At 44.3% G+C, this 26201-nt stretch carries 26 protein-coding genes and 1 other RNA gene; 25 read left to right on the plus strand and 2 right to left on the minus strand.

Features of this window, described 5'->3' with window-relative positions:
• Nucleotides 1-2: 2 nt before the first annotated feature.
• The 15 genes from ACSQ8P_RS14555 to rnpB all read left to right on the plus strand — a co-directional run bounded on the left by ACSQ8P_RS14555 (nucleotide 3) and on the right by rnpB (nucleotide 13794).
• Nucleotides 3-2231, plus strand: coding sequence for an HD family phosphohydrolase (locus ACSQ8P_RS14555; protein ID WP_436235853.1), 2229 nt, complete (start codon nucleotides 3-5; stop codon nucleotides 2229-2231).
• Between the two features lie 18 nt (nucleotides 2232-2249).
• Entirely contained in the window at nucleotides 2250-2786 is a 537-nt protein-coding gene (ybeY, locus tag ACSQ8P_RS14560) for an rRNA maturation RNase YbeY (protein WP_436235854.1), read from the plus strand.
• Entirely contained in the window at nucleotides 2786-3490 is a 705-nt protein-coding gene (locus ACSQ8P_RS14565) for a diacylglycerol kinase (RefSeq protein ID WP_436235855.1), read from the plus strand. The genes ybeY and ACSQ8P_RS14565 overlap by 1 nt, the downstream gene beginning before the upstream one ends.
• Nucleotides 3491-3531: 41 nt before the next feature.
• A complete protein-coding gene (gene cdd, locus ACSQ8P_RS14570) occupies nucleotides 3532-3945 on the plus strand; it encodes a cytidine deaminase (RefSeq protein WP_436235856.1) in 414 nt (137 codons plus the stop codon).
• 7 nt (nucleotides 3946-3952) lie between these two features.
• On the plus strand, nucleotides 3953-4852 hold the full coding sequence (gene era / locus ACSQ8P_RS14575) for a GTPase Era (protein ID WP_056609724.1): 900 nt from the start codon (nucleotides 3953-3955) through the stop codon (nucleotides 4850-4852).
• Between the two features lie 96 nt (nucleotides 4853-4948).
• Complete coding sequence (locus tag ACSQ8P_RS14580; RefSeq protein WP_082593664.1) at nucleotides 4949-5101, plus strand: YqzL family protein; 153 nt, start codon at nucleotides 4949-4951, stop codon at nucleotides 5099-5101.
• Between the two features lie 46 nt (nucleotides 5102-5147).
• Entirely contained in the window at nucleotides 5148-5897 is a 750-nt protein-coding gene (gene recO / locus ACSQ8P_RS14585) for a DNA repair protein RecO (RefSeq protein ID WP_436235857.1), read from the plus strand.
• Between the two features lie 176 nt (nucleotides 5898-6073).
• A complete protein-coding gene (locus tag ACSQ8P_RS14590; RefSeq protein ID WP_436235858.1) occupies nucleotides 6074-6886 on the plus strand; it encodes a pyruvate, water dikinase regulatory protein in 813 nt (270 codons plus the stop codon).
• A gap of 91 nt (nucleotides 6887-6977) precedes the next feature.
• Nucleotides 6978-7442: a YaiI/YqxD family protein gene (locus ACSQ8P_RS14595; protein ID WP_436235859.1), complete on the plus strand. Its 465-nt coding sequence runs from the start codon at nucleotides 6978-6980 to the stop codon at nucleotides 7440-7442.
• 48 nt (nucleotides 7443-7490) lie between these two features.
• Nucleotides 7491-9338 (plus strand): DNA primase, encoded by a 1848-nt coding sequence (gene dnaG, locus ACSQ8P_RS14600; RefSeq protein WP_436235860.1) that lies wholly within the window; start codon nucleotides 7491-7493, stop codon nucleotides 9336-9338.
• Between the two features lie 37 nt (nucleotides 9339-9375).
• Nucleotides 9376-10491 (plus strand): RNA polymerase sigma factor RpoD, encoded by a 1116-nt coding sequence (gene rpoD, locus ACSQ8P_RS14605; RefSeq protein WP_028558036.1) that lies wholly within the window; start codon nucleotides 9376-9378, stop codon nucleotides 10489-10491.
• 119 nt (nucleotides 10492-10610) lie between these two features.
• Nucleotides 10611-11441, plus strand: a complete 831-nt coding sequence (locus tag ACSQ8P_RS14610) for a hypothetical protein (RefSeq protein ID WP_436235861.1) — start codon at nucleotides 10611-10613, stop codon at nucleotides 11439-11441.
• Between the two features lie 3 nt (nucleotides 11442-11444).
• Nucleotides 11445-12209: a tRNA (adenine(22)-N(1))-methyltransferase gene (locus tag ACSQ8P_RS14615; RefSeq protein WP_436235862.1), complete on the plus strand. Its 765-nt coding sequence runs from the start codon at nucleotides 11445-11447 to the stop codon at nucleotides 12207-12209.
• Nucleotides 12185-13294: a Nif3-like dinuclear metal center hexameric protein gene (locus tag ACSQ8P_RS14620; protein ID WP_436235863.1), complete on the plus strand. Its 1110-nt coding sequence runs from the start codon at nucleotides 12185-12187 to the stop codon at nucleotides 13292-13294. Before ACSQ8P_RS14615 ends, ACSQ8P_RS14620 begins: the two co-directional genes overlap by 25 nt.
• A gap of 85 nt (nucleotides 13295-13379) precedes the next feature.
• Nucleotides 13380-13794: RNase P RNA component class A (gene rnpB / locus ACSQ8P_RS14625), an RNA gene on the plus strand.
• Nucleotides 13795-13918: 124 nt separating this feature from the next.
• Here the strand turns inward: rnpB and ACSQ8P_RS14630 are convergent.
• The gene (locus ACSQ8P_RS14630) at nucleotides 13919-15838 is read right to left on the minus strand and encodes a S8 family peptidase (protein WP_436235864.1); all 1920 of its coding nucleotides are present in this window, start codon (nucleotides 15836-15838) and stop codon (nucleotides 13919-13921) included.
• A gap of 180 nt (nucleotides 15839-16018) precedes the next feature.
• On the opposite strand from ACSQ8P_RS14630, the gene ACSQ8P_RS14635 reads away from it, so the two are divergent.
• The 9 genes from ACSQ8P_RS14635 (at nucleotide 16019) to ACSQ8P_RS14675 (ending at nucleotide 24142) form a co-directional block, all read left to right on the plus strand.
• Nucleotides 16019-16519, plus strand: a complete 501-nt coding sequence (locus ACSQ8P_RS14635; protein WP_028558040.1) for a YpuI family protein — start codon at nucleotides 16019-16021, stop codon at nucleotides 16517-16519.
• A gap of 74 nt (nucleotides 16520-16593) precedes the next feature.
• Entirely contained in the window at nucleotides 16594-17688 is a 1095-nt protein-coding gene (locus ACSQ8P_RS14640) for a glycoside hydrolase family 15 protein (protein ID WP_436235865.1), read from the plus strand.
• Nucleotides 17689-17735: 47 nt separating this feature from the next.
• Nucleotides 17736-17954: a DUF1540 domain-containing protein gene (locus ACSQ8P_RS14645; RefSeq protein ID WP_436235866.1), complete on the plus strand. Its 219-nt coding sequence runs from the start codon at nucleotides 17736-17738 to the stop codon at nucleotides 17952-17954.
• A 22-nt stretch (nucleotides 17955-17976) separates the two neighbouring features.
• Nucleotides 17977-18378, plus strand: a complete 402-nt coding sequence (locus ACSQ8P_RS14650; RefSeq protein ID WP_436235867.1) for a hypothetical protein — start codon at nucleotides 17977-17979, stop codon at nucleotides 18376-18378.
• A gap of 338 nt (nucleotides 18379-18716) precedes the next feature.
• Nucleotides 18717-20009 carry a hemolysin family protein gene (locus ACSQ8P_RS14655; protein WP_436239528.1) on the plus strand — a complete coding sequence of 431 codons (1293 nt, stop codon included), beginning with the start codon at nucleotides 18717-18719 and terminating at the stop codon, nucleotides 20007-20009.
• 121 nt (nucleotides 20010-20130) lie between these two features.
• Complete coding sequence (locus ACSQ8P_RS14660; protein ID WP_436235868.1) at nucleotides 20131-20841, plus strand: lytic transglycosylase domain-containing protein; 711 nt, start codon at nucleotides 20131-20133, stop codon at nucleotides 20839-20841.
• A gap of 164 nt (nucleotides 20842-21005) precedes the next feature.
• On the plus strand, nucleotides 21006-22184 hold the full coding sequence (locus ACSQ8P_RS14665; protein ID WP_436235869.1) for a cysteine desulfurase family protein: 1179 nt from the start codon (nucleotides 21006-21008) through the stop codon (nucleotides 22182-22184).
• Nucleotides 22181-23389 carry a tRNA uracil 4-sulfurtransferase ThiI gene (gene thiI, locus ACSQ8P_RS14670; RefSeq protein ID WP_436235870.1) on the plus strand — a complete coding sequence of 403 codons (1209 nt, stop codon included), beginning with the start codon at nucleotides 22181-22183 and terminating at the stop codon, nucleotides 23387-23389. Before ACSQ8P_RS14665 ends, thiI begins: the two co-directional genes overlap by 4 nt.
• 72 nt (nucleotides 23390-23461) lie before the next feature.
• Nucleotides 23462-24142 carry a TerC family protein gene (locus ACSQ8P_RS14675; protein WP_436235871.1) on the plus strand — a complete coding sequence of 227 codons (681 nt, stop codon included), beginning with the start codon at nucleotides 23462-23464 and terminating at the stop codon, nucleotides 24140-24142.
• A gap of 18 nt (nucleotides 24143-24160) precedes the next feature.
• Here the strand turns inward: ACSQ8P_RS14675 and ACSQ8P_RS14680 are convergent, their stop codons facing one another.
• The gene (locus ACSQ8P_RS14680) at nucleotides 24161-25372 is read right to left on the minus strand and encodes an MFS transporter (protein WP_436235872.1); all 1212 of its coding nucleotides are present in this window, start codon (nucleotides 25370-25372) and stop codon (nucleotides 24161-24163) included.
• Between the two features lie 194 nt (nucleotides 25373-25566).
• Here ACSQ8P_RS14680 and ACSQ8P_RS14685 point away from each other — a divergent pair, with 194 nt between their 5' ends.
• Nucleotides 25567-26073, plus strand: a complete 507-nt coding sequence (locus ACSQ8P_RS14685) for a hypothetical protein (RefSeq protein ID WP_436235873.1) — start codon at nucleotides 25567-25569, stop codon at nucleotides 26071-26073.
• Nucleotides 26074-26201: the final 128 nt, after the last annotated feature.

Genomic DNA, 26201 nt, shown 5'->3' on the forward strand with positions numbered 1-26201 from the left:
TAATGAAAAATGAAGTGCAAATGAAGGGCAAATTTCATTACCGGCTGAGCGGATGGAAATACAATACAGGCTTAAGAGTACTCTTGTTTCTCATATTGGGATTGATTTTCTATGCCACCCTGTATGCTAAGCTCGTTCCACAAGTTTTCGATATTACGTTGGGTATGAAGAGTGAGAAGACGATTTATGCACCTGAGCAGATTGAGAACGCTGTTGCAACGGAGCAAGCCAAGGAAGATGCTGCTAAGCGCGTTCAGCCTGTTTATCGGATCGTTAATCTCAAGAATGAAGTCATTAGTGATGCTATTTTTGATAAATTATCACAGATCAATGCGGATGAAGAAGTGAAGTTCGATGATAAGGTTAGCATTTACCGTCGTGTCATTCCGCAGCTTATAAGTGACTTGACGAATGATGCCATCAAAACATTGCGCAATAGCGGGCAATATAACGATTTATTGCTGGAACAAATTCAACTTGGTCTATCGGATCAGAAATATCCGCTTCCAGAGGAAATTTATTTTAAACTGCCGCGGTTGACCAAGGAAGACCTTGCGGACATGCGTCCCGTGACGAAAGAAATCGTTACTAAGCTCATGAATGATCAGATTCTGGATGCGCAGACTGCCCGGGCAAAGGTAGCTGAGGTCGTAAACACGTCTACGTTAGCGAAGAACACATCCCGTGAAATGGTAACCGAGATTGCCAGAGCGCTGATTACCCCGAATAAATTTTTTGATCAAAAAGGTACCGATGATGCGAAAGGTCAAGCAAGGGGCAATATGAAGACCGTTTATATTAATAAGAATGATGTCCTGGTTAAAGCTGGAGATGTCATTACGGAAGAAATATACACGCGGTTAGAAAAGCTGAAGCTATTAAAGGATAAGGCGAATCATTTGCCTCAGCTTGGACTTGGCATCCTTTGTGCGCTATTATCATTTGTGATCTTTATGTTTGTTAGACAGAGTAACTTGCAGGTCAAATACAATAATTCACAACTGGTCATGCTTGTACTGATTTTTGTGATGAATATTGCTGGGATGAAAATTATTTCACTTCTCCAGAATTTTGATTATCCATTTATCGGGTATCTGGCTCCGACAGCATTAGGCAGCATCTTGATCGCAATTTTGTTGGATGCACCTCTTGCTTTTATTTCATCCGTGTTATTCGCTATTATAGCGAGTATTATTTTTAATACGGAGCACGACTCGTTATTCGATTTTCGGTTTGGCTTAGTTAGCTTAGTTATTTGTTTTAGCGGTGTATTTACGATTCAACGTGCAAGTCAACGTGCTACTATTTTGAAAGCGGGTCTTATGATCGCCTTTTTCTCCATGTTAATGATAACGGCGATGCTGTTGATGGAAGACCACTTTCAACAAAGAGAAGTACTTATGTCCTTGTCATTCGCTGCTGCTGGAGGACTTGTAACGGTCGTTTTCGTCATCGGGCTGCTTCCGTTTTTTGAAGCTTCTTTCGGAATCCTGTCCCCGCTTAAGCTGGTCGAGCTTTCAAATCCGAATCATCCACTGCTCCGCAAGCTGCTAACAGAAACACCAGGTACGTATCATCACAGTGTGATGGTAGGCAACCTTTCCGAAGCGGCTGCTGAATCCATTGGAGCAGACGGGCTTTTGTGCCGGGTAGGTTCGTACTATCATGATATTGGCAAAACCAAGCGGCCTAGCTACTTTATTGAAAATCAAACGAATATCGAGAATCCGCATGATCGTATAGATCCGAATCTTAGCAAGTCTATTATTATTGCGCATCCGCGCGATGGTGTTGATATGTTGAAGGATTATAAAATGCCTAAGCCAATCCGCGATATCGCTGAACAGCATCATGGGACGACGCTATTGCACTTTTTCTATCATAAAGCGAAGAAGCAAGCTGAAGAAGAGAATAGTGAGAAAGGGATACGTGAAGAAGATTTCCGTTATCCTGGGCCTAAAGCACAATCGAAGGAAGCGGCTATTGTCGGAATTGCAGATAGTGTGGAGGCAGCGGTACGTTCATTGCGTAACCCGACCCTTGAACAAATCGATTCCATGGTAACCAAAATTATTAAATCGCGCTTGGACGATGGTCAATTCAACGAATGTGACCTCACATTGAAGGAACTTGATAAGATTGCCAAAACGCTGAATGAAACTTTGTTAGGCATCTTCCATTCTCGCATTGAATATCCAAGTGAATTAACGGCTAAGAAGCCAGGTGCATAAGAAGGAGGGTTTATCCCTATGGCAAGTGTAGATTTGACATTAGCATGGAGCAGTGAGCAGGAAGAGAAAGAAATTTCGCCAGCGTTCATTGAGAAGCTCGAGGAACTTCTCAAGCTTGCAGGTGAGATTGAAGGCGTAACTGAAGGTGAAGTTGCCCTCACATTCGTTGATGACGAGACGATCCAAGATTTGAACAAGCAGTACCGCAATTTAGACAAGCCTACAGATGTCCTATCCTTTGCCATGAGTGAATTTGGTGATGACGAGATTCAAATTAACTATGAAGATGATGGTGACGATTCTGAGGGAGAGCTTGAAGAAGGTGAAACCGTATCAGAGGCGTTCATCGAACCGCTTGGCGATATTATCATTTCCGTTCCACGCGCAATTGCGCAAGCGGAAGAGTATGGTCATTCCGTTGAACGTGAGCTTGGCTTCTTATTTGTCCATGGCTTCTTGCATCTGATTGGATATGATCACCAGAGTGAAGAAGAAGAGAAAGTGATGTTCGCTAAACAGGAGGACATTTTACAGAAGGCAGGCTTGACACGCTAATGTCGGGCGGCTTCCGTAAATGGCGTAGAAGCTTTCGGTATGCCTATGAAGGAATCAAATATGCACTAGATACGCAGCGAAATATGAAGTTTCATTTTTCCGTTGCGTTTCTTGTGTTATTAGCAGCTCTTTTTGTTCATTTATCCAAAACTGATATTTTGTTTATTTTGTTGGCCGTCACACTCATGATTGTCACGGAATTAATTAATACGGCTGTCGAGAAAACGGTGGATCTAGCTATGCCAGACCGCCATCCGTTAGCCAAAATTGCGAAGGACGTCGCCGCGGCGTCCGTATTGGTGTCTGCTATGTTTGCAATCGTTGTCGGCTTAGTTGTTTTCTATGAGCCTATCGATCAATTGTTACGGCACACCAGACTCCAAGAAACACCGATGTCAGCGGGTGCGATATGGATCTTAATTGCACTTGTCATGCTTACAGTCATCGTGATTGAAACAAGGTTCTCGGACAAAGGGAAACTAGTTAGACCAAGTTTATTAACAGCGATTGCCTTTGCAATTGCTACCGTCATCTTGGTTTTAGTCACAGAAACGATAGCCGCGTTACTTGGGTACACGCTGTCTATTATTATCCTTATTGTCTTGTATGATAAGAAAACAAGGCCGTTCCCGGCACTCTTTTTGGGAGCAATGATTGGCATTGTCGTGACGCTCCTCGCTTTTTCCTGCTTAAACATGCTATAACTTAACTATTACTTACATTTCTCATAAAAGGGTGGATGGCTATGAATCCGCAAGAACTCATTGAAATCGCAAAGGAAGCGATGAAGCGAGCCTATACGCCTTATTCCAACTTTCAGGTCGGTGCCGCGTTATTGGACGCGAATGGACACGTGCATGTAGGGTGTAATGTCGAAAATGCTGCCTATGGACCGACGAACTGTGCTGAGAGAACTGCGTTATTCCGTGCTATTGCAGATGGGCATCCGAGGGGATCTTTTCAAGCAATCGCGGTAACTGGAGATACAGAAGGGCCGATTTCGCCATGCGGCGTATGTCGACAAGTATTAATTGAATTGTGCGAACCGGAAATGCCTGTTTATTTGAGTAATCTCAAAGGAGCTTTCGTTCAAACGACGGTGGCTGCTTTATTGCCAGGCGCTTTTACAACGAAAGATTTGCACACAAATGGAGGATAAAATAGAAGTGGCCAAAAAAGAATTTAAATCAGGATTTGTCGCGATTATCGGACGCCCGAATGTCGGAAAATCAACATTAATGAACCAAATTATCGGACAAAAGATTGCGATCATGTCGGATAAGCCTCAAACAACAAGAAATAAGATTCATGGTGTATATACATCGGATAATGGACAAATTGTATTTCTAGACACACCAGGTATCCATAAACCAACGTCTAAGCTAGGCGATTACATGAGTAAAGTTGCTCATGGAACACTTGGTGAAGTAGATGCCGTATTATTTTTGGTTGACGTTGCAGATGGTATTGGCGGTGGAGACCGTTATATTATCGAGCAGTTAAAGCATATTGAAACGCCAGTTATTTTAGTCTTGAATAAAATCGACCTCGTTCAACCTGAGGCACTGCTTGCCATTATTACGAATTACAAAGACCTGTACAATTTCGCTGAAATCGTACCTGTTTCTGCATTGAAAGGGAACAATGTAACGACACTTCTCGAACAAATTATTCGCTATTTGCCGGAAGGACCTCAATACTACCCTGCGGATCAGATTACGGATCACCCGGAGCAATTCGTTTGTGCGGAACTTGTGCGTGAGAAAATTTTGCATATGACACGGGAAGAGATCCCACACTCTATTGCCGTTCAGATTGAAGATATGCGTGTCGAACCGAATGGGATCGTTCATATCTCCGCGGTTATTTTCGTGGAGCGTGAGTCGCAAAAAGGAATCGTCATCGGTAAACAAGGTGCGTTGCTGAAGGAAATTGGACGACAAGCCCGTAGAGATATTGAAACCCTTTTAGGCTCCAAAACTTTCTTGGAATTATGGGTAAAAGTCAAGAAAGACTGGAGAAATCAAGATAGAGTCCTTCGCGATCTTGGTTTCCGTCACGAGTAAATCATTTTTTCCTAAGAGTACCAGTTTTTACATCGCATACTGAGGCGCCTAATGCACATCCTATGAACATCACGTTCGATGGGGAGGATGCTGAACATGAAAGATTTTTCGTGGACGTATTTTTCAAAGACCGGTGATGTGGACGCCTATCTGCTGTACAAACAAGTAACGGGAGAACCTGGCATGGATTCGGAAGTGCAAGAAGAGGATCAAAGTAACGAAGAGCCGCTCGATGGTCTGAATATGTGACAGCAAGAATTCGTGTATTCAGAGCGGCATTCATGGGGGAAGCTATTTGCTGCATAGCGTTCAAGGTATAGTCATTCGTAGCATGGACTACGGAGAAGGCAACAAAATTATTCGTTTATTCACCCCCGAGCTGGGGAAAGTTGGAGTGATGGCTCGCGGTGCGAAGAAACTGAAGAGCAAACATGGCGCCGTTACGCAGCTGTTTACGTACGGCGATTTTGTTTTTTTTAAACAACGAGGTCAGATGGGATCTCTCAACGGAGCCGAAATTATTGAGGCGCATCATGCCCTTCGCAAAGATTTACATAAATCGGCCTATGCTTCTTATTTAGCGGAGATGACGGATCGCATGCTGGGTGATGAAGAAGGTAATAACTACTTATTTGAACAGCTCAAGGCTGGTTTAATGGCGATCGAAGAAAATAAGGACATGCAAATTGTCACCCATTTATATGAGATGAAAATGTTTGAACTAGCCGGCTATTTACCAATAACGGATGCCTGTGTTGCCTGTGGTGAAACAGCTGGAATCACGACTTTTGGGCCAAATATGGGCGGTACGTTATGTAGTCGTTGTCGTTTTAAAGATGCCTCTGCAATTGCCATTGGTGAAGGCGCACATAAGCTGCTTAGACTTTTTCCGAGAATGGATATGCGCAGACTTGGTTCTGTTCAAGTGAAAGCTGAGACGAAAGAGCAGCTTAAGCAATGCATGCGTGCTTACATGGACGTTCATATCGGTGTACAATGGAAATCAAGAGGTTTTATTGAGCAAATGGAGAAATACAATATTTAAGTCAAAAGGGTCCATTTGACATGTGATTCTCCCTTTGATATGATTTGGTGGAAAACACCTCGCCCTTGTGCTGTCCGCATATCGGTGAGGTTTTTCTCATGCTGTCGTTCTGTTCTGATGTTCTTTACATACAAATGCTAGTGTAGGGTCTGTCCCTGCTGAAAGGGGTTAGGATAATGGAACACCCACAACCTACTCGTGTTTATGTTGTTTCGGATTCTGTCGGTGAAACAGGTGAATCTGTCGTTCGGGCAGCTGCTATGCAATTCCATCCAGTACCTGTTGAAATCGTACGTGCTCCGTTTATTCACGATTTCGAGGGTATAGATAAAGTGATCAATGGGATTCGAACGCATGGCGGAATCGTAGTATTTACACTAGTTATTCCCGAGCTGCGGGATGATTTAATTACGAAAGCGAAACAATATGATATTCCCTATATAGATTTACTTGGACCTGTTGTAACGACGCTAGGGAACGCTTTGCGCCAAGAACCGCGTAGACAACCTGGGATGATCCATCCACTGGATGAAGACTATTTTAAGAAGGTCGAAGCTGTTGAATTTGCAGTTAAATATGATGATGGTCGAGATTTTAGCGGCATTCAGAAAGCCGATATTATTCTATTAGGTGTATCACGTACGTCCAAAACACCGTTATCCATGTACTTAGCGCACAAAAGATTGAAAGTGGCGAATGTGCCATTAGTACCGGAGATGCAGCCGCCTGCTGCCATTTATACCGTGCAAAAGGATAAGATTATTGGCTTACGCATTGATCCTAATAAGTTAAATGTGATTCGTCAGGAACGGCTTCGTACACTTGGACTTGCAGAAAATGCAACCTATGCGAATGTAGAACGTATTAAAATAGAACTGGATTTTGCTGATAAAATTATGAGTAAAATCGGGTGTGTCATCTTTGATGTATCGAATCGTGCTGTTGAAGAAACAGCGAGTTTAATTATGGATCACATTGAACATATCTAGTAAGCTTTTATGTTCTGGCTTGCAGGATTTTTTGCAAGTCCATCGTATATAATAATACGGTGAGATTTCATCTAAAGGCAGGGGCTGACACTTGAGAGTAAGAAGTATTATCGTTGATGCCGATGCTTGTCCTGTAAAGTCGGAAATTGAGCAGGCAGGTAGACAGTTTGGTGTACAAGTTGTTCTAGTTGCTTCATTCGATCATAAGATGAAGGAAAATCCAGGTGTGAAGGTAGTTCAAGTAGATCGTTCCGATCAATCTGTCGATTTATATATTGCCAATCAGATTCGGTCAGGTGATATTCTGGTAACACAAGACTTTGGACTCGCTGCTTTAGGTCTAGCGAAGGGTTCGATTTGTTTGACGAATCGGGGGCAGGAATATACCGATAGTTCGATTGATTATCTGTTGGAACGCCGCCATGCCTCCGCCAAAATGCGAAGAAATGGTAAGCATACGAAAGGGCCCAAACCCTTTACAGAGACGGATCGCAAAAATTTTCTACATGGTTTGACAAATCTTTTAAAAAATTTGCAGGAAATCGAAAACAAGTAGCGAATAGTAATTAGTCGGAAAAGCGACCTGAATTGTAGGTGGATTAAAATGAGGTACGGACGCATACCTGAAGAGGTTATTGAGGCTGTACTGAAGCGCCATGATATCGTAGATATCATCGGCAGGCACGTACATTTAAGCAAACAAGGGCATTATATGAAGGGACTATGTCCTTTCCACTCGGAGAAAAGTCCTTCGTTTACTGTTACACCAGAGAAACAGATCTATCGTTGCTTTGGTTGTCAGGCAGGCGGGAACTTAATTCGTTTCATTATGGAAATCGAGGGCTTAAGCTTTGCCGAAGCGATCACGAAGCTTGCAGAAGATGCAGATATCCCAATAACTTGGGAAGAGGTATCTGACGAGCAGAATGAGCAGCAGCAAGAAAAAGCTATCCTTTTAAAGGCTTATGAGTTTGCTGCCAAATTCTATCATTATGTCGTGGGTAATACGGATCAAGGTAAAGCGGCCAAAGGCTATCTAACCTCTAGAGGGATCTCCGATAAGCTGATTGATACGTTTCAGATTGGTTACGCACCCTTAATGTGGGACACGCTCGTTCAACAATTGGACAAACGAGGATTTGATTTAGCTCTAATGGAAAAAGGCGGTTTGATTTCCGCTAAACATGAAGGTCATGGCTACGTGGACAAATTCCGTGAACGTATCATGTTCCCTATTTGCGACTCTACGGGCAAGGTCATCGCATTTGCTGGCAGAGCTATGGGGGATGCGCAACCCAAATATTTAAATAGTCCCGAATCCATCCTTTTCAATAAAAGTAGGACTTTGTACAATCTGCACCTTTCTCGGCCGAATATGCGAAAGCTTCAACAAGCCGTTATTTTTGAAGGGTATGTGGATTTGATCAAAGCGTGGGAAGCGGGCATTACCAATGGTGTTGCGACGATGGGCACGGCATTAACCAAAGAGCATGCTGCCTTACTGAACCGCAACGCGGATGAAATCGTCATTTGCTATGATGGTGATAATGCAGGACAATCTGCTGCTTTCAAGAGTATTCCTTTGTTGGAAGAAACCGGAAGTCGAGTCACGGTTGCTATGCTGCCAGATGGCAAAGATCCTGATGATTACGTTCGTCAATATGGGTTTGACCGATTCGCAAGGGAGATTATTGGAGCTTCCGTGCCATCGATGAAATATAAGCTCTTATATATCCGCAAAAATTTTAAATTGCATGAGGACGGTGAACGATTACGTTATCTGCAATCCGCTGTGAAATTAATTAGCCAATTGCAATCTCCTATGGAACGCGAACATTATCTCAAACAGTTAGCTTCAGAGTTTCCGGATTCTTCCTATGAAGCCATGAAGTTAGATCTCCATGAAATCTTATTGCAATCGGAAAAAAACCGACCAGATGGGGATAATAAACCAATTCTGTGGAATAATGTTATGAATAATGGGAGACCAGCGGAACGAACAAAGAAAAAAACGCCTTCGTTACTACCCGCATATCATAATGCAGAGCGTTTGATTTTAGCCGTAATGATGCACGATCGTGATGTATGTGCCCATGTTGAAGCGCAATTGGGCGACCAGTTTAATGTTGAAGCTCACGCAGTCTTAGCTGCTTATTTATATGCTTACTACGCTCAGTATTTAGAGCCCGATGCAAGCCGATACATTGCCATGCTGCAAGACGAACAGCTGGAGAGCTTGGCTAGTTCCATCGTTATGATGGGAGCTGGTCATGGAATGAACGAACAAGTGATTGACGACTATATTCGCCAAATTCGCAAAGTTCCAATGCAAGAAGAAGTTGAACGTAAGAAGGAAGAACAAGCTCGCGCAGTACGCGAGGGAGACCATCTTAGAGCTGCACAAATTGCAATTGAAATTATTGCCCTAGAAAAACGGTTGAAGTCATCTTAGCTAGACTGACATGACTAGGGAGGAGGGAGTCCGTACCATGGCGAATGATCAGCGTACAGAACTAGAGACAGAATTGACCCTGGACCAGGTGAAAGACCAACTTATAGAGCAGGGGAAAAAACGGTCCTCACTAACTTACAAGGATATCATGGAGAAATTAGCTCCCTTCGATCAGGATCCTGAGCAAATCGATGAGTTCTTTGAACAACTTTCCGAGCAAGGTATTGATGTGGGGAATGAATCGGATGAAGATTCGATGAATCCAGAAGAAAACGAGCGCGATGAATTTAACTTCGATGATGATCTGGCTTTGCCGCCGGGGATTAAAATTAATGATCCAGTTCGGATGTATTTGAAAGAAATTGGTCGCGTACCGCTTCTTTCCGCAGAAGACGAAGTGGGGTTGGCTAAACGTATTGAAAATGGGGATGAGGAAGCGAAGCGTCGTTTAGCAGAAGCTAACCTTCGACTTGTTGTAAGTATCGCCAAACGTTATGTAGGCCGCGGCATGCTGTTCCTTGATTTGATTCAAGAAGGAAATATGGGTCTTATTAAGGCTGTGGAGAAGTTCGACCATACCAAAGGCTACAAATTCAGTACCTATGCGACCTGGTGGATTCGTCAAGCAATTACTCGCGCAATAGCGGACCAAGCGAGAACGATTCGGATTCCGGTACATATGGTTGAAACGATTAACAAATTGATTCGTGTTTCACGTCAATTGCTGCAAGAACTGGGGCGCGAACCAACGCCAGAAGAAATTGCTAAAGAGATGGATTTAAGTACGGATAAAGTTCGTGAAATCATGAAAATCGCACAAGAGCCTGTTTCCTTAGAAACACCGATCGGTGAAGAAGATGATTCACATTTAGGGGATTTTATCGAGGATCAAGAGGCGCTCGCGCCAGCTGATGCCGCTGCTTACGAGCTTCTGAAAGAACAGCTTGAAGACGTGCTGGATACGTTAACTGAAAGAGAAGAAAATGTACTTCGGTTGCGTTTCGGACTTGATGATGGACGTACAAGAACATTAGAAGAAGTCGGTAAAGTATTCGGTGTTACAAGGGAACGGATTCGTCAGATTGAAGCAAAAGCTTTGCGGAAATTAAGACATCCAAGCCGTAGCAAACGTTTGAAGGACTTCTTGGAATAAAATCGCTTGGAGTGGGCCCTGCCAAATTCGGCGGGGTCTTTTTTTGCGGTTTTCAATAAAATTTACTAAATTCTGAGCATTGAATCACCGATAAAGTAGCTAGGAAGGTGAGCGAATAGATGGATGCTGAGAGAAGAAAAGTGATAGTAAGAGAAATCGATCATTGGCGCCGGAGCAAATTGCTTCCCGAGCATTATTGCGATTTTCTAATGAATTTGTATGTGGATGATATAACCCCTAAACCGGCTTCACTTTTAGGTGTTTCGGCTACGGCTGTAACAAACAGTAACTGGAAAATATGGTTGTTCGCATTAGCGGTAATTGCCGCTCTTGCCTTATCTGCTCTTAATTTTAACTCTTTTGGATTGCCAATGCAAATTGGTATTTCCACACTTTTTGTCATCATTTGTTATGCAGTCGCATATAGACAATTTAGTCGTACGCCTGTCATTGCTTATGTCTTGTGTGGCTTAGCATCTATTGCTATGTTACTTTTAGGGTTACATATTATGGATTTGTCGGGTATTCACACGTCAACTACATATATCGGATATTTGGCATTTTGTAGTTGTATTTGGTTATTTAATGGTTTGATCGGTCGAATGGCGATTTTCCAAATTTGTGGATGGCTAGGACTTGTAGGGACTTATAGTTGGTTGTTGATGCAGAAGTTAGAGCATCCTGCTTGGTTTTCACTTGAATTAAGCTGGGTACCCGTAAGTGTTGTACTCATATGGATGGCTTGGCTTGCACATCACACGAATAAACAAGCGGCTAGCGTGCTCATGCTAGTAGGAGGCTTGGTTTGGTTTATTCCTGAAGCCATGACCTTTCTTGTGGATATAGAAATGAGCTCGCGTCTCATTCAAATATCATTTACGGCAAAATTAGTTTCAGTAGGTGTAGCATTATTTTTGCTGCGAAAAAAATGGGTAGAGTGGGTAATGTAGCATATGGTTAAATTATCGAAAAGACTTCAAATGATCGCTGATCGTGTACCTGTTGGTTCGAAAGTAGCTGACATCGGTTCGGATCATGCTTTATTGCCAACGTATTTGGCGCAGCAGGGGATTATTGTAGCCGCAGTAGCAGGGGAAGTAAACCCCGGACCTTTCGAGGCAGCGCAAAGGCAAGTGCTCGAAAGTGGTTTATCCAAGGTCATTCAAGTAAGATTGGGTGACGGACTTGCAGTAATTGAGGCAGGCGAAGTGAATGTCATTACGATCGCTGGCATGGGTGGCAGCTTAATGGCGAGTATTTTGGAGGCTGGTAAATCGAAGCTTCCGGGAGTTCAGCATTTGATTTTACAGCCGAACGTAGGTGAAGATCATGTGCGCCGTTGGCTGTTGGACAATGGTTGGAAGTTGGAATCAGAGGCTATTCTTGAAGAAGACGGCAAAATCTATGAGATATTAACGGCAGTGGCCGTTGCTGAATCGGAACGCGGTTCTTTAGGAGCACTATATGAAGAGCGTCAACTTTCAGGCGGAGTTACCTTATCGAAGGAACGCTTGCAACAGATGGGTCCTTATTTGATTAATGAGGCGCCTGAGGTCTGGTTTGTGAAGTGGGAAAGTGAGCTGAAGAAGCTAGCAATGATCGTAAACCAATTGAAGCTATCTACTGCAGAAGCATCCATTGCGAAGGCGGAGCAAGTAAGCCAAGAAATGCATGAAATAAAGGAGGTACTCGCGTGCTTGCAAAAGGTCAAACCGTAATCCAGCTTTTTGAACAGCTGGCTCCTAAGCATTACGCGATGGCAGAGGATAAGATCGGCCTGCAGCTTGGCTCACTTCAGAAAGAGATCACGAAAGTTCTCGTTGCTCTTGATGTGACAGATGCCGTTGTTGATGAGGCCATTGAAGTTGGGGCGAACCTTATTATAGCGCATCATGCGATTATTTTCAGACCTTTGGCTCATCTTCAGACAGAAACACCAGCAGGTCGTTTATATGAAAAATTAATTAAGAATGATATCGCTGTGTATATAGCCCATACGAACCTCGATGTGGCAGAAGGCGGCGTTAATGATCTATTGTCGGAGCAACTCGGCTTAACTGAGATGACGCACCTGGAAGATGTGCATACGGAGAAGCTGCAGAAGCTTGTCGTCTTTGTACCGGAGACGCATCATCAAGTCGTGCTGGATGCCCTATTTAAGGCTGGAGCTGGCGGCATTGGCCAGTATAGCTCCTGCAGCTTCAATATCCCCGGGACTGGGACGTTCCTGCCGCAGGAAGGGGCGACACCGTTTATCGGGGAAGTCGGGAAGCTGGAACGCGTACAAGAGGTACGCGTAGAGACGATCGTAACCGCTAGCGTGCAGCGCAAAGCGGTTACTGCCATGCTGAAGGCCCACCCCTATGAGGAGGTGGCCTATGACCTCTACCCGATGGACCTCAAGGGTAGAGTGTTCGGTTTGGGCCGCGTGGGCAAGCTGCCCGCGGCGATGACACTTCGCGAGCTCACGGAGCACGCGAAGGCTGTGTTCGACGTGCCGACGGTTCGCGTCGTCGGCGAGCTATCACGGCCCATCCGCAAGGTGGCCGTGCTGGGTGGCTCTGGCGGCCGCTACATGCGGCACGCCATGTATGCCGGCGCCGATGTGTTGGTCACCGGCGACATCGACTACCACACCGCGCACGATGCGCTCGCGGCGGGGTTAGCCCTTCTCGACGTTGGGCACAACGTCGAGAAGATCATGAAGCGCGGCGTCGCGGATTATCTCGCCGCGCAGCTTTCAAAGACGGATACGCAGGTGCTTGCATCCGCGATTAACACAGAACCGTTTCAATTCGTCTAGATGATTAGCCTGCATCTGGAAAAAAAGGAAACGTTCCATGTGTTGTAATTCGAAGACATTCCTAGTATACTAGCCTATGCAAAGGAAAGTTTGACAGACAATCGCTGGCTATGGGTAAGCCATAGCGAGAGGAAAGTCCGGGCTTCATAAGGCAGGGTGCTGGATAACGTCCAGTCAACGCGAGTTGAAGGATAGGGCCACAGAAATGGACCGCCGATGGCTTGAAATATAGCACAGGCAAGGGTGGAACCGTGGTGTAAGAGACCACGAGGTTCTATGGTGACATAGATCCTGGTAAACCCCACTTGGAGCAAGACCTAATGGAACGCTAGCTGCTTTCGAGGCAGCAGTCTTCGCCTGAGACGCGTTCGGGTTGGTCGCTTGAGCTGTGCAGTAATGTACAGCCTAGATAGATGATTGTCGCTTCAATAGTGGCAGGGGAGCAGACGCCCGTTATGACCACTGGAAGTACAGAACCCGGCTTACGGCAAACTTTCCACTCAGTCGGTTACCCGCAAGCTTCGGCTTTGCGGGTATTTCATTTAAAAATCAATAAAACCTTCAAATCCGCCATAGAAAGCGGATTGAAGGTTTTTTAACTGCCATTGAAAAGTTTAAACTGTTCTAATTCTCAAGTCCCAAGCTGCCTGCATACTTCTTCGGTACAAGATGTAATTGGCGCGCTAAATCCTGTGGCCAGTATGACAATGGAGCCGTTTCCTGCTTCGCCATTTCAAGCGCTTTGACGACATCGATGACGCCATAACCAAAGTATTTATCATGACCTTTGTCGCCTAGATCTTGAGCAGATTGCCTCATAATTTCATAGACGTCTGTATTTTTCAAATTAGGATTAGCAGATCGAATTAGCGCAGCAAGTGCTGTCACATGCGGACTAGCCATGGATGTACCAGACAAGGCAGCATACTGGTTATTGGGATACGTACTGGCGATGGTGACACCAGGCGCAGTCACATCAATATAGTCACCGTAATTCGAGAAGGGCGCTTTCTCATTCTGTGAATCAATAGCAGCAACAGCGAATACTTCGGGATAGGCGGCCGGATATCCAGGTTGCTCTGTGTTATCATTTCCGCTAGCCGCGATGAGTGCGACATCCTTATCATAGGCGTATTGTATAGCATCATGAAGAAAACCTGAATCTGCATAATTGCCAAGACTGAGGTTCATGACCTTTGCGCCGTGATCTGTTGCCCAAATAATCCCTTGAGCTACTGAATACGTGCTGCCTGCACCTGTCTGATCCAGAACTTTTACGGGTAATACTTTGTTAAACCAAGTCATCCCCGCAACACCTAGCTGATTGTTAACAAGAGCAGAAATAACGCCTGTAACATGCGTGCCATGACCTACATCATCCTGTGGATTATCATTTCCACTAATGACATTGTAACCAGGCAGTAATTGTCCTTGCAGGTCGGGATGTGCCAGATCTACACCAGTATCTACAACAGCTACAATCACATTATTGGCACCGCGGTTCAATTGCCAGCCTTGTAACGTTTCGATCAAAGGCAGATTCCATTGATATTTCTGATATAAATTGTCATTGGGCATGAAGTTTGATGAGACTGGTGTTTGATTGCTATCTGAATTGGTGCTGGATGGGTTTGAATCTGTTCGTTCTTGATCATCATAGTAATCATTGGTCATATAGAGAAAATGTGGTTCAACATACGCGACATTCCATTTGCCGAAATAGGCGATCAATGACTTGGCGTCTCTATCATTCGTACGGAAAACGTACGTGTAGCCTAATTTTTTTGCTGAAGTTGCGTTGATCTCTTTTTTGATTTGATTGAGTTGTGCCTCTGTTGGATCCGTTTTGAAACGTACAACGACTTCATTCTGTTGATAATGGCTAGTCCCTTGATTATCTTCGGGATGATCGACAATCTTCTCATTTAGCGTATTCGTTTCAACGGCTTTTACTTTCCATCGGTTCTCGTTGGGATAAGGTTCAAGTCTTAAATTTTTCATTTGATGATCGGTCACTTGCGCAAGCACATCTTGATGAATGACCCCGATAAGTGAATCTTGACCATTGGTGGAAGGAGTTCCTTGGACGAAATAAACGTGATGTCCAGCACCGAATTTAGGCGACTGGTAATGCTTGCCACCATCAACGGTAGATTTCGCTTCTTTTAAATATGTTGCGGCCTGGTCTTTATAAGAAGAAGGGAGTTCTCCCGATTTGATGCCTTGCTCCCAAGTTTGACCGCGCTTGGACCATACAAGCACATCCATTTTCTCATGGTGGTTTCGCATGTTTTTCAAAACATTGGTTACAGGCTCACCGCCTTCGATCTGACTGAGCATGGTTGAATAATCGAGTGCACATTGACTTCTGCAAAGTTCATCTGTAAGTTTTACGTCTTGTTCTAGCAACGCAAGTTTAGATGTTGTTTCATACTTCGCACTGTAAACCTCTGGACCAGGCTTGGTGCGGTGTTGAGGCTGCGCAGGAAAAAGGATAACTCCTAATCCTAAAACAACCGCAACGGTGGAGAGATAACGCCACATGATCATGCCCTCCTTTTTGTTTGTAGAAAAAGGTCAACTCGTTAATGAAAAACATATTATCTAAGAGTAGGGTTAGGCGAGCGGTTATCTTTTATACATGGTAACTGGTGTTTTACATATACCACTTCGGGATAAATTATGGTAGGATAGAAGTAGCGCAATTATAGGAGGTCTTCTAACATGGCTGTTTTTAATGTGAAAAATGTTTGTGATTCCACGCGTACGAAACTTAAAGAAACGACGGCCAAAATGGAACTGTTTCTTAATCAACATTCGCTCTCACTGTTAAATGTGGAAAATGATCCAGCAATGGATGAATTTTACCGCGGGTATTTACAGGACACTCGTCATCTTCTAGTTTTTTGTGAAGTGGCTTATGAGAAATTGGGCGTTAGCTTAAGACGTCCTACATTTAATGTTGATTTTTCGGAAAAAGTACTCTATGAGGTATATCATACATGTGTTAATACCTTTTTCTATCCTAAGAATGAGTGCTACTCCGAAGATGGTCGCTACGCTTATACAGGACAAGATGCGATTCGTTTCCGCAAGAAACCATCACGTGAAGTACGCGATTTAACGATCGAATTGTCTAAGGTATTCGAAGAGCTTCGTGAAGATCTTGCTTACTATGAGACAGATTACATTACACAACGCCGTATGCAAGGCGAAAAAGTTTAATCAATCAAAAATGAAACCAACAAAGGGATGCGGCCACAACGCATCCCTTTTCATATAAAAGGGAGGACATAGTTATGGAGCTAGAACATTTAGTCAGCGTAAGCAAAGACATCATTAAGCTGAATCAACATCCTAGCGGAGGTTACGTGGCTTCTCCTCTTTTTTCAACCTATTCCTATAGTTGGCTACGTGATGGTACTTTTATAGCAAATGCGATGGATTGTGTAGGAGAAACGAAAAGTGCGGAACAATTCTACCGCTGGGTACATCGTGTATTAAAGGACAAACGCCCGCGGCTAACGGAGCTCATGCGAAAACACGAGAATAGGGAATGGATTGATCGGTCAGAGTTTTTAGGGACAAGGTATCACTTGGATGGGCGAGATGATCTTTCCGAATGGGGTCACTTCCAATTGGATGGCTACGGCGCTTGGATCTGGGGGCTTGTAGAACACATACGTTTGACTGGTCATACTACACTTCTGGAAGAGTTCAGGGAAAGCATTGAGATAACAGTAGATTATGTAATGACATTCTGGCACTATCCGAATTTTGATTGTTGGGAGGAGTATCCCGAATATGTCCATCCAGCAACGTTGGCTTGCTTATATGGGGGACTGAAGGCGCTAGGTGAACTAGAAGAACGTCCAGCCTTGATCGAGAAAGCCGAACTCATCCGACATTTTATACATACCCATGCTGTTCATGACGGACGTTTCGTGAAGTCCATTCATTGTGTGAATGAAGTCTGGCAGCCTGCTCTGTTTGGTGTTGATGCAAGCCTAATGTGGCTCGCCTTACCTTTTGGTGTTTGTGAACCAGATGACCCGATTATGCTTCGAACGGTGGGAGCGATTGAAGCTGATCTCAAACATGATGGGATTGGGCGCTACATTGAGGATCGATATTACGGAGGTGGTGAGTGGCTGTTACTGACCGCTTGGTATGGTTGGATCCAGCTTGAGCTTGGAAATCGAGACGAAGCTAACCGTTGCTTAGCATGGATAGCAAGTAAAGCAGATGAGCTGGGACGTTTACCAGAGCAAGTAGATGACCATCTTCGCGAATCGGCTGTATATGCGGAATGGATTGAGAAACATGGTGATCCTGCGCTTCCGCTGTTGTGGTCGCACGCCATGTTCTTGGTCTTATCTGACAGACTTAACTAAGCATAGATCACTCCTGAGGCGGGCAAATTGTTAAGGGGGTGATAATGATGCCAGCAGTTAAATGCGCAGTAGCGAATTGTGAATATTGGACACAAGGAAACAACTGTCATGCGGACACGATTATGATTGAAATTGATCAACACGCTAATGCTAGCTACAATGAAGAATTTGCTTCAGAGGAATCGTTTGATACTACTCATCACGATACTGCAACCAAAGCGGCTAATACGTGTTGCCACACGTTTAAGCCTGCGACTAAACACTAGGTATGTGTAACGCGGAGGTAGCATGAATAAAGAGGATAGTTCTTTAGACAATGCCACCAAGGAGCGATTCCAGAAGAGTCAGCTTCATCTCGAAAGCGGACTCCATGCCCAAGAAGAATATGCAGCTGAGATTGCTGTACCTCACACCAGAATAAATCGAGGTTATGAATCTGCCTCGACAGTTTCTGATGAGGAAGTCACTGAGCTTGTAGAAGCTGTAACACGCAATAAAGCAGTGGGTTACGTTGCGCTGTTTGTTGCTCTGGCCTCGCTATTCGTATGGCCGGTATTACTTGGGATTTCGGGTATTATTCTCGGTGTGATCGCTTTTGTAATGGGAAATAAGAGCTTGGGCTCTTGGTCCGTTGCTCTTGGTTTTATTGCCGTTGCCGCTTATTTTTTATTGATTCCCTACTATTCATAGCTTTTGAAGCAAGCCGAGAAATCGGCTTGCTTTTATTTATTTTCAGAAAAAAAGGTTAAAAAGGGCTTAAGAATGCCATTATTCCATTGTAAAAGCGCAAGAAGGGCTCATTATAATGTGTTTACGCCCATTTGCTCGTACTATTTGGCTTCAAGTGTCATATTCGCACCTTTGAATGATTACAGTATTATTATATAATGAGTAGTGATATTTAAAAAATTAAAATCGAAAATTAAGGGAGGTGTACCTACTCTCCTGGGTGCAGCTTTTGCACTTGTTAGGGGATAGGTAAGGTATTGGAAGATCCTTTGCCCGAAACGTTAATCAGTTTTCTGTTAATGTTTGGACTAGTGTTGTTAAACGGTTTTTTTGTCGCAGCAGAATTTGCAATGGTGAAAGTGCGTGGAAGTCGGATTGAATCGCTTGTCGGTGAAGGACGGCGAAATGCGAAGTTTGCTCAAGGAATTATGAATAATCTTGATGCTTACCTTGGCGCGTGTCAATTAGGGATAACACTCACCTCATTAGGACTTGGTTACGTAGGTGAACCGACGTTCGCCAAAATTTTAGAGCCTTTATTTGCTCCGCTGGGATTACCAGACACAGTTTTTCACACGATTACATTTATTATCGCTTTTTCCTTAATGACTACTCTTCATATCACATTAGGTGAACAGTTTCCTAAGACGTATGCGATTCGTAAAGCGGAACAAATTACGTTGCTCTCTGCAGGACCCATGGTATTATTCTATAAAATGATGTACCCGTTCATTTGGACATTAAATGGCATTTCGAATTGGATGCTGCGCCGTGCTGGGATCGAGCCTACAACGGAACATGAATCTGCGCATACGGAGGACGAAATTCGAGTCCTGATGCAGGAAAGCCACAAAAACGGACTAATTGATAACACAGAGCTCACGCTTGTTGATAATATATTCGGATTTGCTGAGACGACAGCACGCGAAATTATGATTCCACGTACAGAAATGGAATGCTTGTATGCAGGACTTTCTTATGCGGAGAACTTAGCTATCGCGATCAAAGAAATGCGAACACGTTACCCCGTGTGTGATCCGGATAAGGATAACATTATCGGATTCGTTCACATTAAGGATTTGCTGAAGCCAGATGCCAACCTGAAAGGCATTAAGAAAATTATTCGACCGATTACCACGGTACCGGATTCCATTCATATCAGTGATTTGTTGAAAATGATGCAGAAACGCAAGAGCCAAATGGCTTTGCTCATTGATGAATACGGCGGTACTTCAGGTCTAGTGACGCTGGAAGACATTATGGAAGAGATTGTTGGTGAAATCCAAGATGAGTTTGACGAGGAGCGCCCAACGATCGAAATGAAAGATGAGAATACGTTCTCGATTGATGGACTGTTGTTGATTGATGAAGTGAATGAGTACTTCGGACTTGAGATTGAGTCGGATGACTATGATACAATCGGTGGTTGGATTTATTCCCAAACGGAAATTCCTCCTAGTCGCAATCAACAGGTAAGTTACAACGACGAGTTTATGTTTATCGTAGAAGAAACCGATCATTTGCGTATATCACGTGTCACAGTGAGAAGATCATTGAATGACAATGAAATGCTTCAACAGAATATTTCTTGAAAGGCAAGAGGGGGCAGTCAATAGACTGTCCTTTTTTCAATGTCAGCGAATAAAAGTATAGTCGTCAGGGCTCAAAACGTGTACAATGAAAACATCGAAAATGAAAAAGCGAGGTCTGAGTATGAACAGCATCACGAATACGCAAGGAATTGACCCTAGAGTGTTGAAGGAGTTGCTTCAGCTTCAGACGATGAGTAAATTAAGTCTTTTCGCAGACACCCCCTCATCTTCAAGCTCAGACGAATCCAGTGATTTTAGTGAGCTTTTGAACACATTGATGGGCCAAGGTGTGGGTACGGGGACTGACCCGCTAGACACAACTGCACTTAACCAATCGCAAAGCAACCTGCCAAGCGCGTTAGGCGCTTTGAATAAATCATATACACCGTTGCAGTCCGTCTCACAGTCAACATCTATTACGCAATTTGAAGGACTCATTGGACAAGCTAGTTTGAAATATGGCGTAGACTCCTCTTTGGTTAAGGCGGTTATTCAGCAAGAATCTTCGTTCAACCATCAAGCTGTTTCATCTGCAGGTGCCAAAGGATTAATGCAGCTTATGGATGGGACTAGCAGTGGTTATGGGGTTACGAACCCATTTGATCCCAAACAGAACATAGATGCAGGTACACATTTCCTTAGTGGATTGCTGAAGAAATATAATGGGAACGAAGGCGTTGCGCTTGCTGCTTATAATGCTGGGCCTGGTCGTGTCGATCGCTTAGGGATTAAGACAGATCAGGATTTGGTCGCTAAGCTTGAGTTCTTGCCTAAAGAGACACAAGAGTATGTTTCTAAAGTGCTCGATCATCGTACTAATTTATCTCAATAAATACGGTAACAATGAGCTGGTTTTCGCATGTGCTATGCGGAGATCGGCTTTTCGCATTGTGGCCTACTTACTTGAGTTCTCATCAGATATAAGTTTTAATAGGAAAAGCATCTCATGAAATAAGAGATAATTAGTTTAGGGGTATGAAGGGGAATAGGCAAACCATGCTTTATATGGATTACGCGGCAACGTCGCCGCTTTATGAAGAAGTCATTGAGACCATCGCGGAAGTAATGAAATCCCATTACGGAAATCCATCCTCGATTCATCGGCTTGGTGTAGAAGCAGAAAAGCTTCTGCAGAGTGCGAAGGGAGTCATAGCTTCCTCGATAAAGGTATCTCCGAGTGAAATCATTTGTACTTCCGGTGGAACTGAGAGTAATAACTTAGCGATCAAAGGCGTAGCCTACAACTATCAGCAACGAGGTAAGCATCTGATTACGACACAAATCGAGCATGCATCCGTTAAGGAAGTATTTGCGGGACTTGAGCAGGAGGGCTTTCGCGTTACCTATCTGCCTGTCTCTAAGACTGGTAGAGTACAGCTAGAGGATCTTCAAGCCGCGATTTGCGAGGATACGATCCTTGTTAGCGTTATGTATGTGAATAATGAGATAGGCACGATTCAACCGATTCAAGAAATAGGTCAATACCTCGCGAGTTTTCCGAAAATCATGTTTCATGTGGACGCCGTGCAAGGTGTTGCTAAGCTTCCTCTAGAGCCGAAGGCATGGGGAATCGATCTATGCAGTGCTTCTGCGCATAAATTTCGAGGTCCGAAGGGTGCGGGATTCTTGTATCGGAGAGTAGGCGTACAGCTCAAACCACTGCTTGCAGGAGGGGGACAAGAATTTGGTGTTCGTTCAGGTACGGAGAACGTCCCTTTGATCGTGGGCATGGCCAAAGCACTCCGAATCAGTATGGACAATCAAGCATCGAAAATAGCTCGTAAAATTGCCCTAAGGCAGCAATTGTTGGCTGGTATCGCTGCAATACCTGAGCTAACGATTTCAGGCTCTGAGGTTGAGCAGGAGATGGCTCCTCACATTGTTCATTTTACTTTTGCAGGAATGAAAGCAGAGGTCGTTGTTCATGCGCTTGAGCAGAGGGGGATCTACATCTCAACGAGATCAGCTTGTACATCTGGCGAGTCGGAGCCTAGTGAGGTCATGCTGGCTTTGGGTTATCAGCGAGATTTGGCGGCTAGCGGCTTAAGAATAAGCTTTTCTGATGAACATCAAGCGCAAGACATAGCACTATTCCTGCGCTCATTACATGAGGTGGTCAAGGAGCTTGCTCCCATGAGAAATCCATCTGTCATCCATAGGGGGAAGCGAAATTGAAACCTGATTGTTTAATATTGCGTTTTGGCGAAATGATGTTAAAAGGTAAAAATCGCAAACGATTTGAACGAAGTGTCATGATTCAAATTCGTAAAGTTTTAAGTTCTTTTCCTGATGTTAGGTATATTCCTGAGTTTGGACGCGTATATGTGGAGCTAGGGGGTGCCGCTTATGAACAGGCTTCTGCTTCCTTACAGCGTGTTTTTGGACTTGCATCTTTCAGTCCGGCTTATCATGCGCCATTAGAACTAGAGTCTATTCAAGAGACAGCGCTGCGGATGATGCAGGCATTACCTAAGCAACCGGCGACCTTTAAGGTGACAGTTCGCAGGGTCAATAAGGCATTTCCACATGACTCACAGCAGATGAATTACTTGGTGGGCGGATATGTGCTTCAAGCGATTCCGGGGTTACAGGTGGATGTTCGAAAGCCTGAGGTTGAATTGCGAGTAGAAATCCGAGAGGATAAGGTGCTTTTATACGTTGAAGTCATAGAAGGTGCTGGGGGATTCCCGTCAGGTACAAGTGGCAAAGCGCTGCTAATGCTGTCCGGAGGTATTGATAGTCCTGTTGCAGGTTGGTTAGCCATGCGGAAAGGTTTGACGATGGAGGCGATTCATTTCCATAGTTACCCCTATACCAGTGAGCGCGCAAAGGATAAGGTTATTGAACTTGCGCATCAGTTAGCAGGCTATACAGACTCCTTAAAGCTTCACATGGTGTCCTTCACAGAAGTTCAAACCTCCATTCACCGTGCGTATCAAGATAATCTGCTGGTCACTCTCATTAGGAGGGCCATGTATCGAATTGCAGAACGAATTGCGGAACGGGAAGGACTTGGAGCACTAGTTACAGGCGAGAGCTTGGGGCAAGTAGCGAGTCAAACCCTGCCAAGCCTGCATGCCATTGGACGTGTGGTTACGCTGCCGCTTCTGCAACCGCTGATGATGATGGACAAGCAAGAAATTATTGGGCTTGCTGAATCGATTGGAACTTTTCCTATTTCGATTTTACCCTATGAAGATTGCTGCTCCTTATTTCTTCCGCCATCACCAAGTACGAATCCTAACTTACGTCTTGTGGAAAAGCTGGAAGACAGCATGGAATTTCTAAATGAACTTATTGACAGAGCGGTCTTAGAAACTGAAACTATTGAAATCGTACATGGACAATTGAAACAGGAAACTAACGCCCATTTATTCTAACTCCTTGATGCCGCTGTGATCGCACTCTTTCCAATCACTTGCTCTCCATGTTCGTCAGGAGGTCGTGAAGCAATGATTGATGCGCTTTTATTATTTCTGCAAATTATGTTAATCAATATCGTTCTGAGCGGCGATAATGCTGTTGTCATCGCGTTAGCTAGCAAGAATCTCCCGCTGGAGCAGCGAAAGCTTGCGATATGGTGGGGGGCATTCGGCGCTATTGCCCTGCGACTAATACTGACACTTGTAGCCGTGAGTCTACTTTCAATTCCTTTTATTCAAGCTGGCGGCTCTATCTTGCTCTTATGGATTGCCATTAAGCTCCTTACGGATGAAGATGGGCATTCGAATGTCAAAGAAGCTTCAACGCTTGGCAAAGCAATTTGGACCATTATTGTGGCAGATTTCGTCATGAGTTTGGATAATGTATTGGCCATTGCAGCCAAAGGAAATGGCAATAACACGGTCATTATTCTAGGTATTGGACTGAGTATTCCAATTATTATTTGGGGAAGTACACTTGTGATGAATCTATTGCAGAAATACCCGATTCTAGTGTTTATCGGAGCGGGTATACTTGGTTATACAGCAGGGGAAATGTTTGTGAAAGATGAGAAGATGATTGATTGGCTGCTGCATGATTATGAGTTTTTACATATTTGGATCCCGATCATGGCGACCATTGTCGTTATTGCCGCTGGAGTTATCGCCAAAGGGGTACGAATGTTTCAATTCAAGACAAGGAATGAATGAGTTATAAGCACGCTGACCTTAGGTCAGTGTGCTGTTTTTTTTGTGCCAAGTGAAAGCCCAGAAGGACCAACCATAGATCAAGAGGAATAGGATGATTAATGCTGTGGAATACCGGTACATTAAGGCATAACTGCCGCTCCAGTTAGCGAGGGCTCCTAGCACCATTGCGCCTAATCCAATGCCTAGATCGTTGGCTGAAAAGAAGGTTCCATTGGCGGCACCTCGCCGTTCAGGGGAAGAACGCTGAATCGTCCACGCCTGCAAGGCAGGCTGTATCGAGCCAAACCCAACGCCATAGCATAAGGCTGCAATAGCGAGGCTAGTATTGGAGTGCGCATACGAAAGCAATAATAATCCTGTTATCGTGAAAGCTGCGCCAGGTAGCAGAACCCACTCAGGCCCTTTGCGATCAAAGAGCACACCTGTGAGGGGACGTACGAGTAGAACCATACTGGCATTGCATAAGAAGAATAAACCCACATTTGGAATACCTGCCTCTAAGCCGAACAAGGTAATGAAGGTCACGATTCCACCGTAACAGATTGCGGTGCATAGCAGCAGGGCAGAGGGGAGGAGTGCGCTCTGTTCCCATAGGCGATCTACAAAGCGTAGTCTCTGACGAGATTTCACTGGTAGAAGGGGCTTCGGATATGTAATGAAAAGCGAGCTAAACAAAGATAAAATCGCAAGAATGGTTGAGATTAAAAGCACATAAGAAAATCCAATCGACTGCATGATCCACAGACCTGTTAATGGACCGACTGCCATGGCCAAGGTGTTGGATAACCCATAATAGCCCATTCCCTCACCGCGGCGTTCAGGGGGAATGATATCTGCAATGACGGTTCCGAGTGATGTCGTCGACAACCCCCAGCCAATGCCATGAACAAAGCGTGCCGCTAGAATAAGTGTAATTGCTGCGATATACGAATAACCGGCAATCGTAAGTGCGCAAATCGCTAAACCAACTAGCAGAACATGTTTTCTACCTAAAAGGTCTAATGCTCTGCCTGCGAACGGTCGTGTCAGGAGCGAGGAAATGGTGAAGATCCCAATGACAAGTCCAACCTGGACATTGTCTCCACCTAATTGTGAAAGATGAGTAGGTATCGTAGGAATAAGCATTTGAAAACTAAAAAAAAGCAGTAAATTTGCGAGTGATGTGATCAGAAAAGCTTTGGTCCAAAGTGGTTTCCGTTGTGGTTTATTGCTTCTCAGAGTTCGTTCCATGATACCTCCCCGGTTGAACATCAGACGACCAGTCGCCAAGGCAAAAGGGTTCTGTGCGAGCTTTAGTATACCCAGTTAAATGGAATCGAACGCAAAGAGGTCCCATCATAAACACCTAGCAATTTCATGTCATGTGAGCTAAAATATTTGTTGAAGGGTGTCGATTTGTTGGCCGATTTACGCCTATTCAACATATGTCCATTTTAGGAGGGATTCGTATCGCTAGAAATAGCTACTCCATTGGTATTTTATTTATTGGCTTGGCTGTCTTATTGTTGCTAGGCAAATTAGGAGTCTTCCAGTTGCTGCTTTCCTTTTTTTGGCCGCTTGTATTACTCGTGCCTGGAATGCTCTTTCATTTCTTGTATTTCAACCGTCGATTACCAGCAGGTGTACTCGTTCCTGGTGGCATTTTAACCGTATATGCCCTTATGTTTTTCTTCTGCAATTTATTTGGCTGGGGCTCCATGGCCTATATTTGGCCGGGCTTCATTCTAGGTCCTGCCATTGGTTTATACGAACTTCACTTGTTTGATCGGGGGAGTGATCGCGGCGTTTGGATCGCTGCTGTGGTATTAGGAATCATTTCAGCAGCGCTTTTTGCTTTGACTTTACTAGTCAAATTAGGGATTTATGTAATCGCTTTGATCCTTGTCGTAGCAGGACTTTCCATGATTTTCCGAAAGCGGAGATTATGGTGATCTCGCCTCTTTCCAGTTAAAAGTTTTGTTTTGTGTGCCTTTTTTCTTGCATAATGTCGAGAAACTGCGTATACTAAGGGTAAATGTCAAGCGTCGGCGCTTATGTCCGACGCTTGTTTTATGAACAG

The sequence above is a fragment of the Paenibacillus sp. LjRoot153 genome, from assembly GCF_964253085.1.
In the GTDB taxonomy this organism is placed as follows: Bacteria; Bacillota; Bacilli; order Paenibacillales; family NBRC-103111; genus Paenibacillus_E.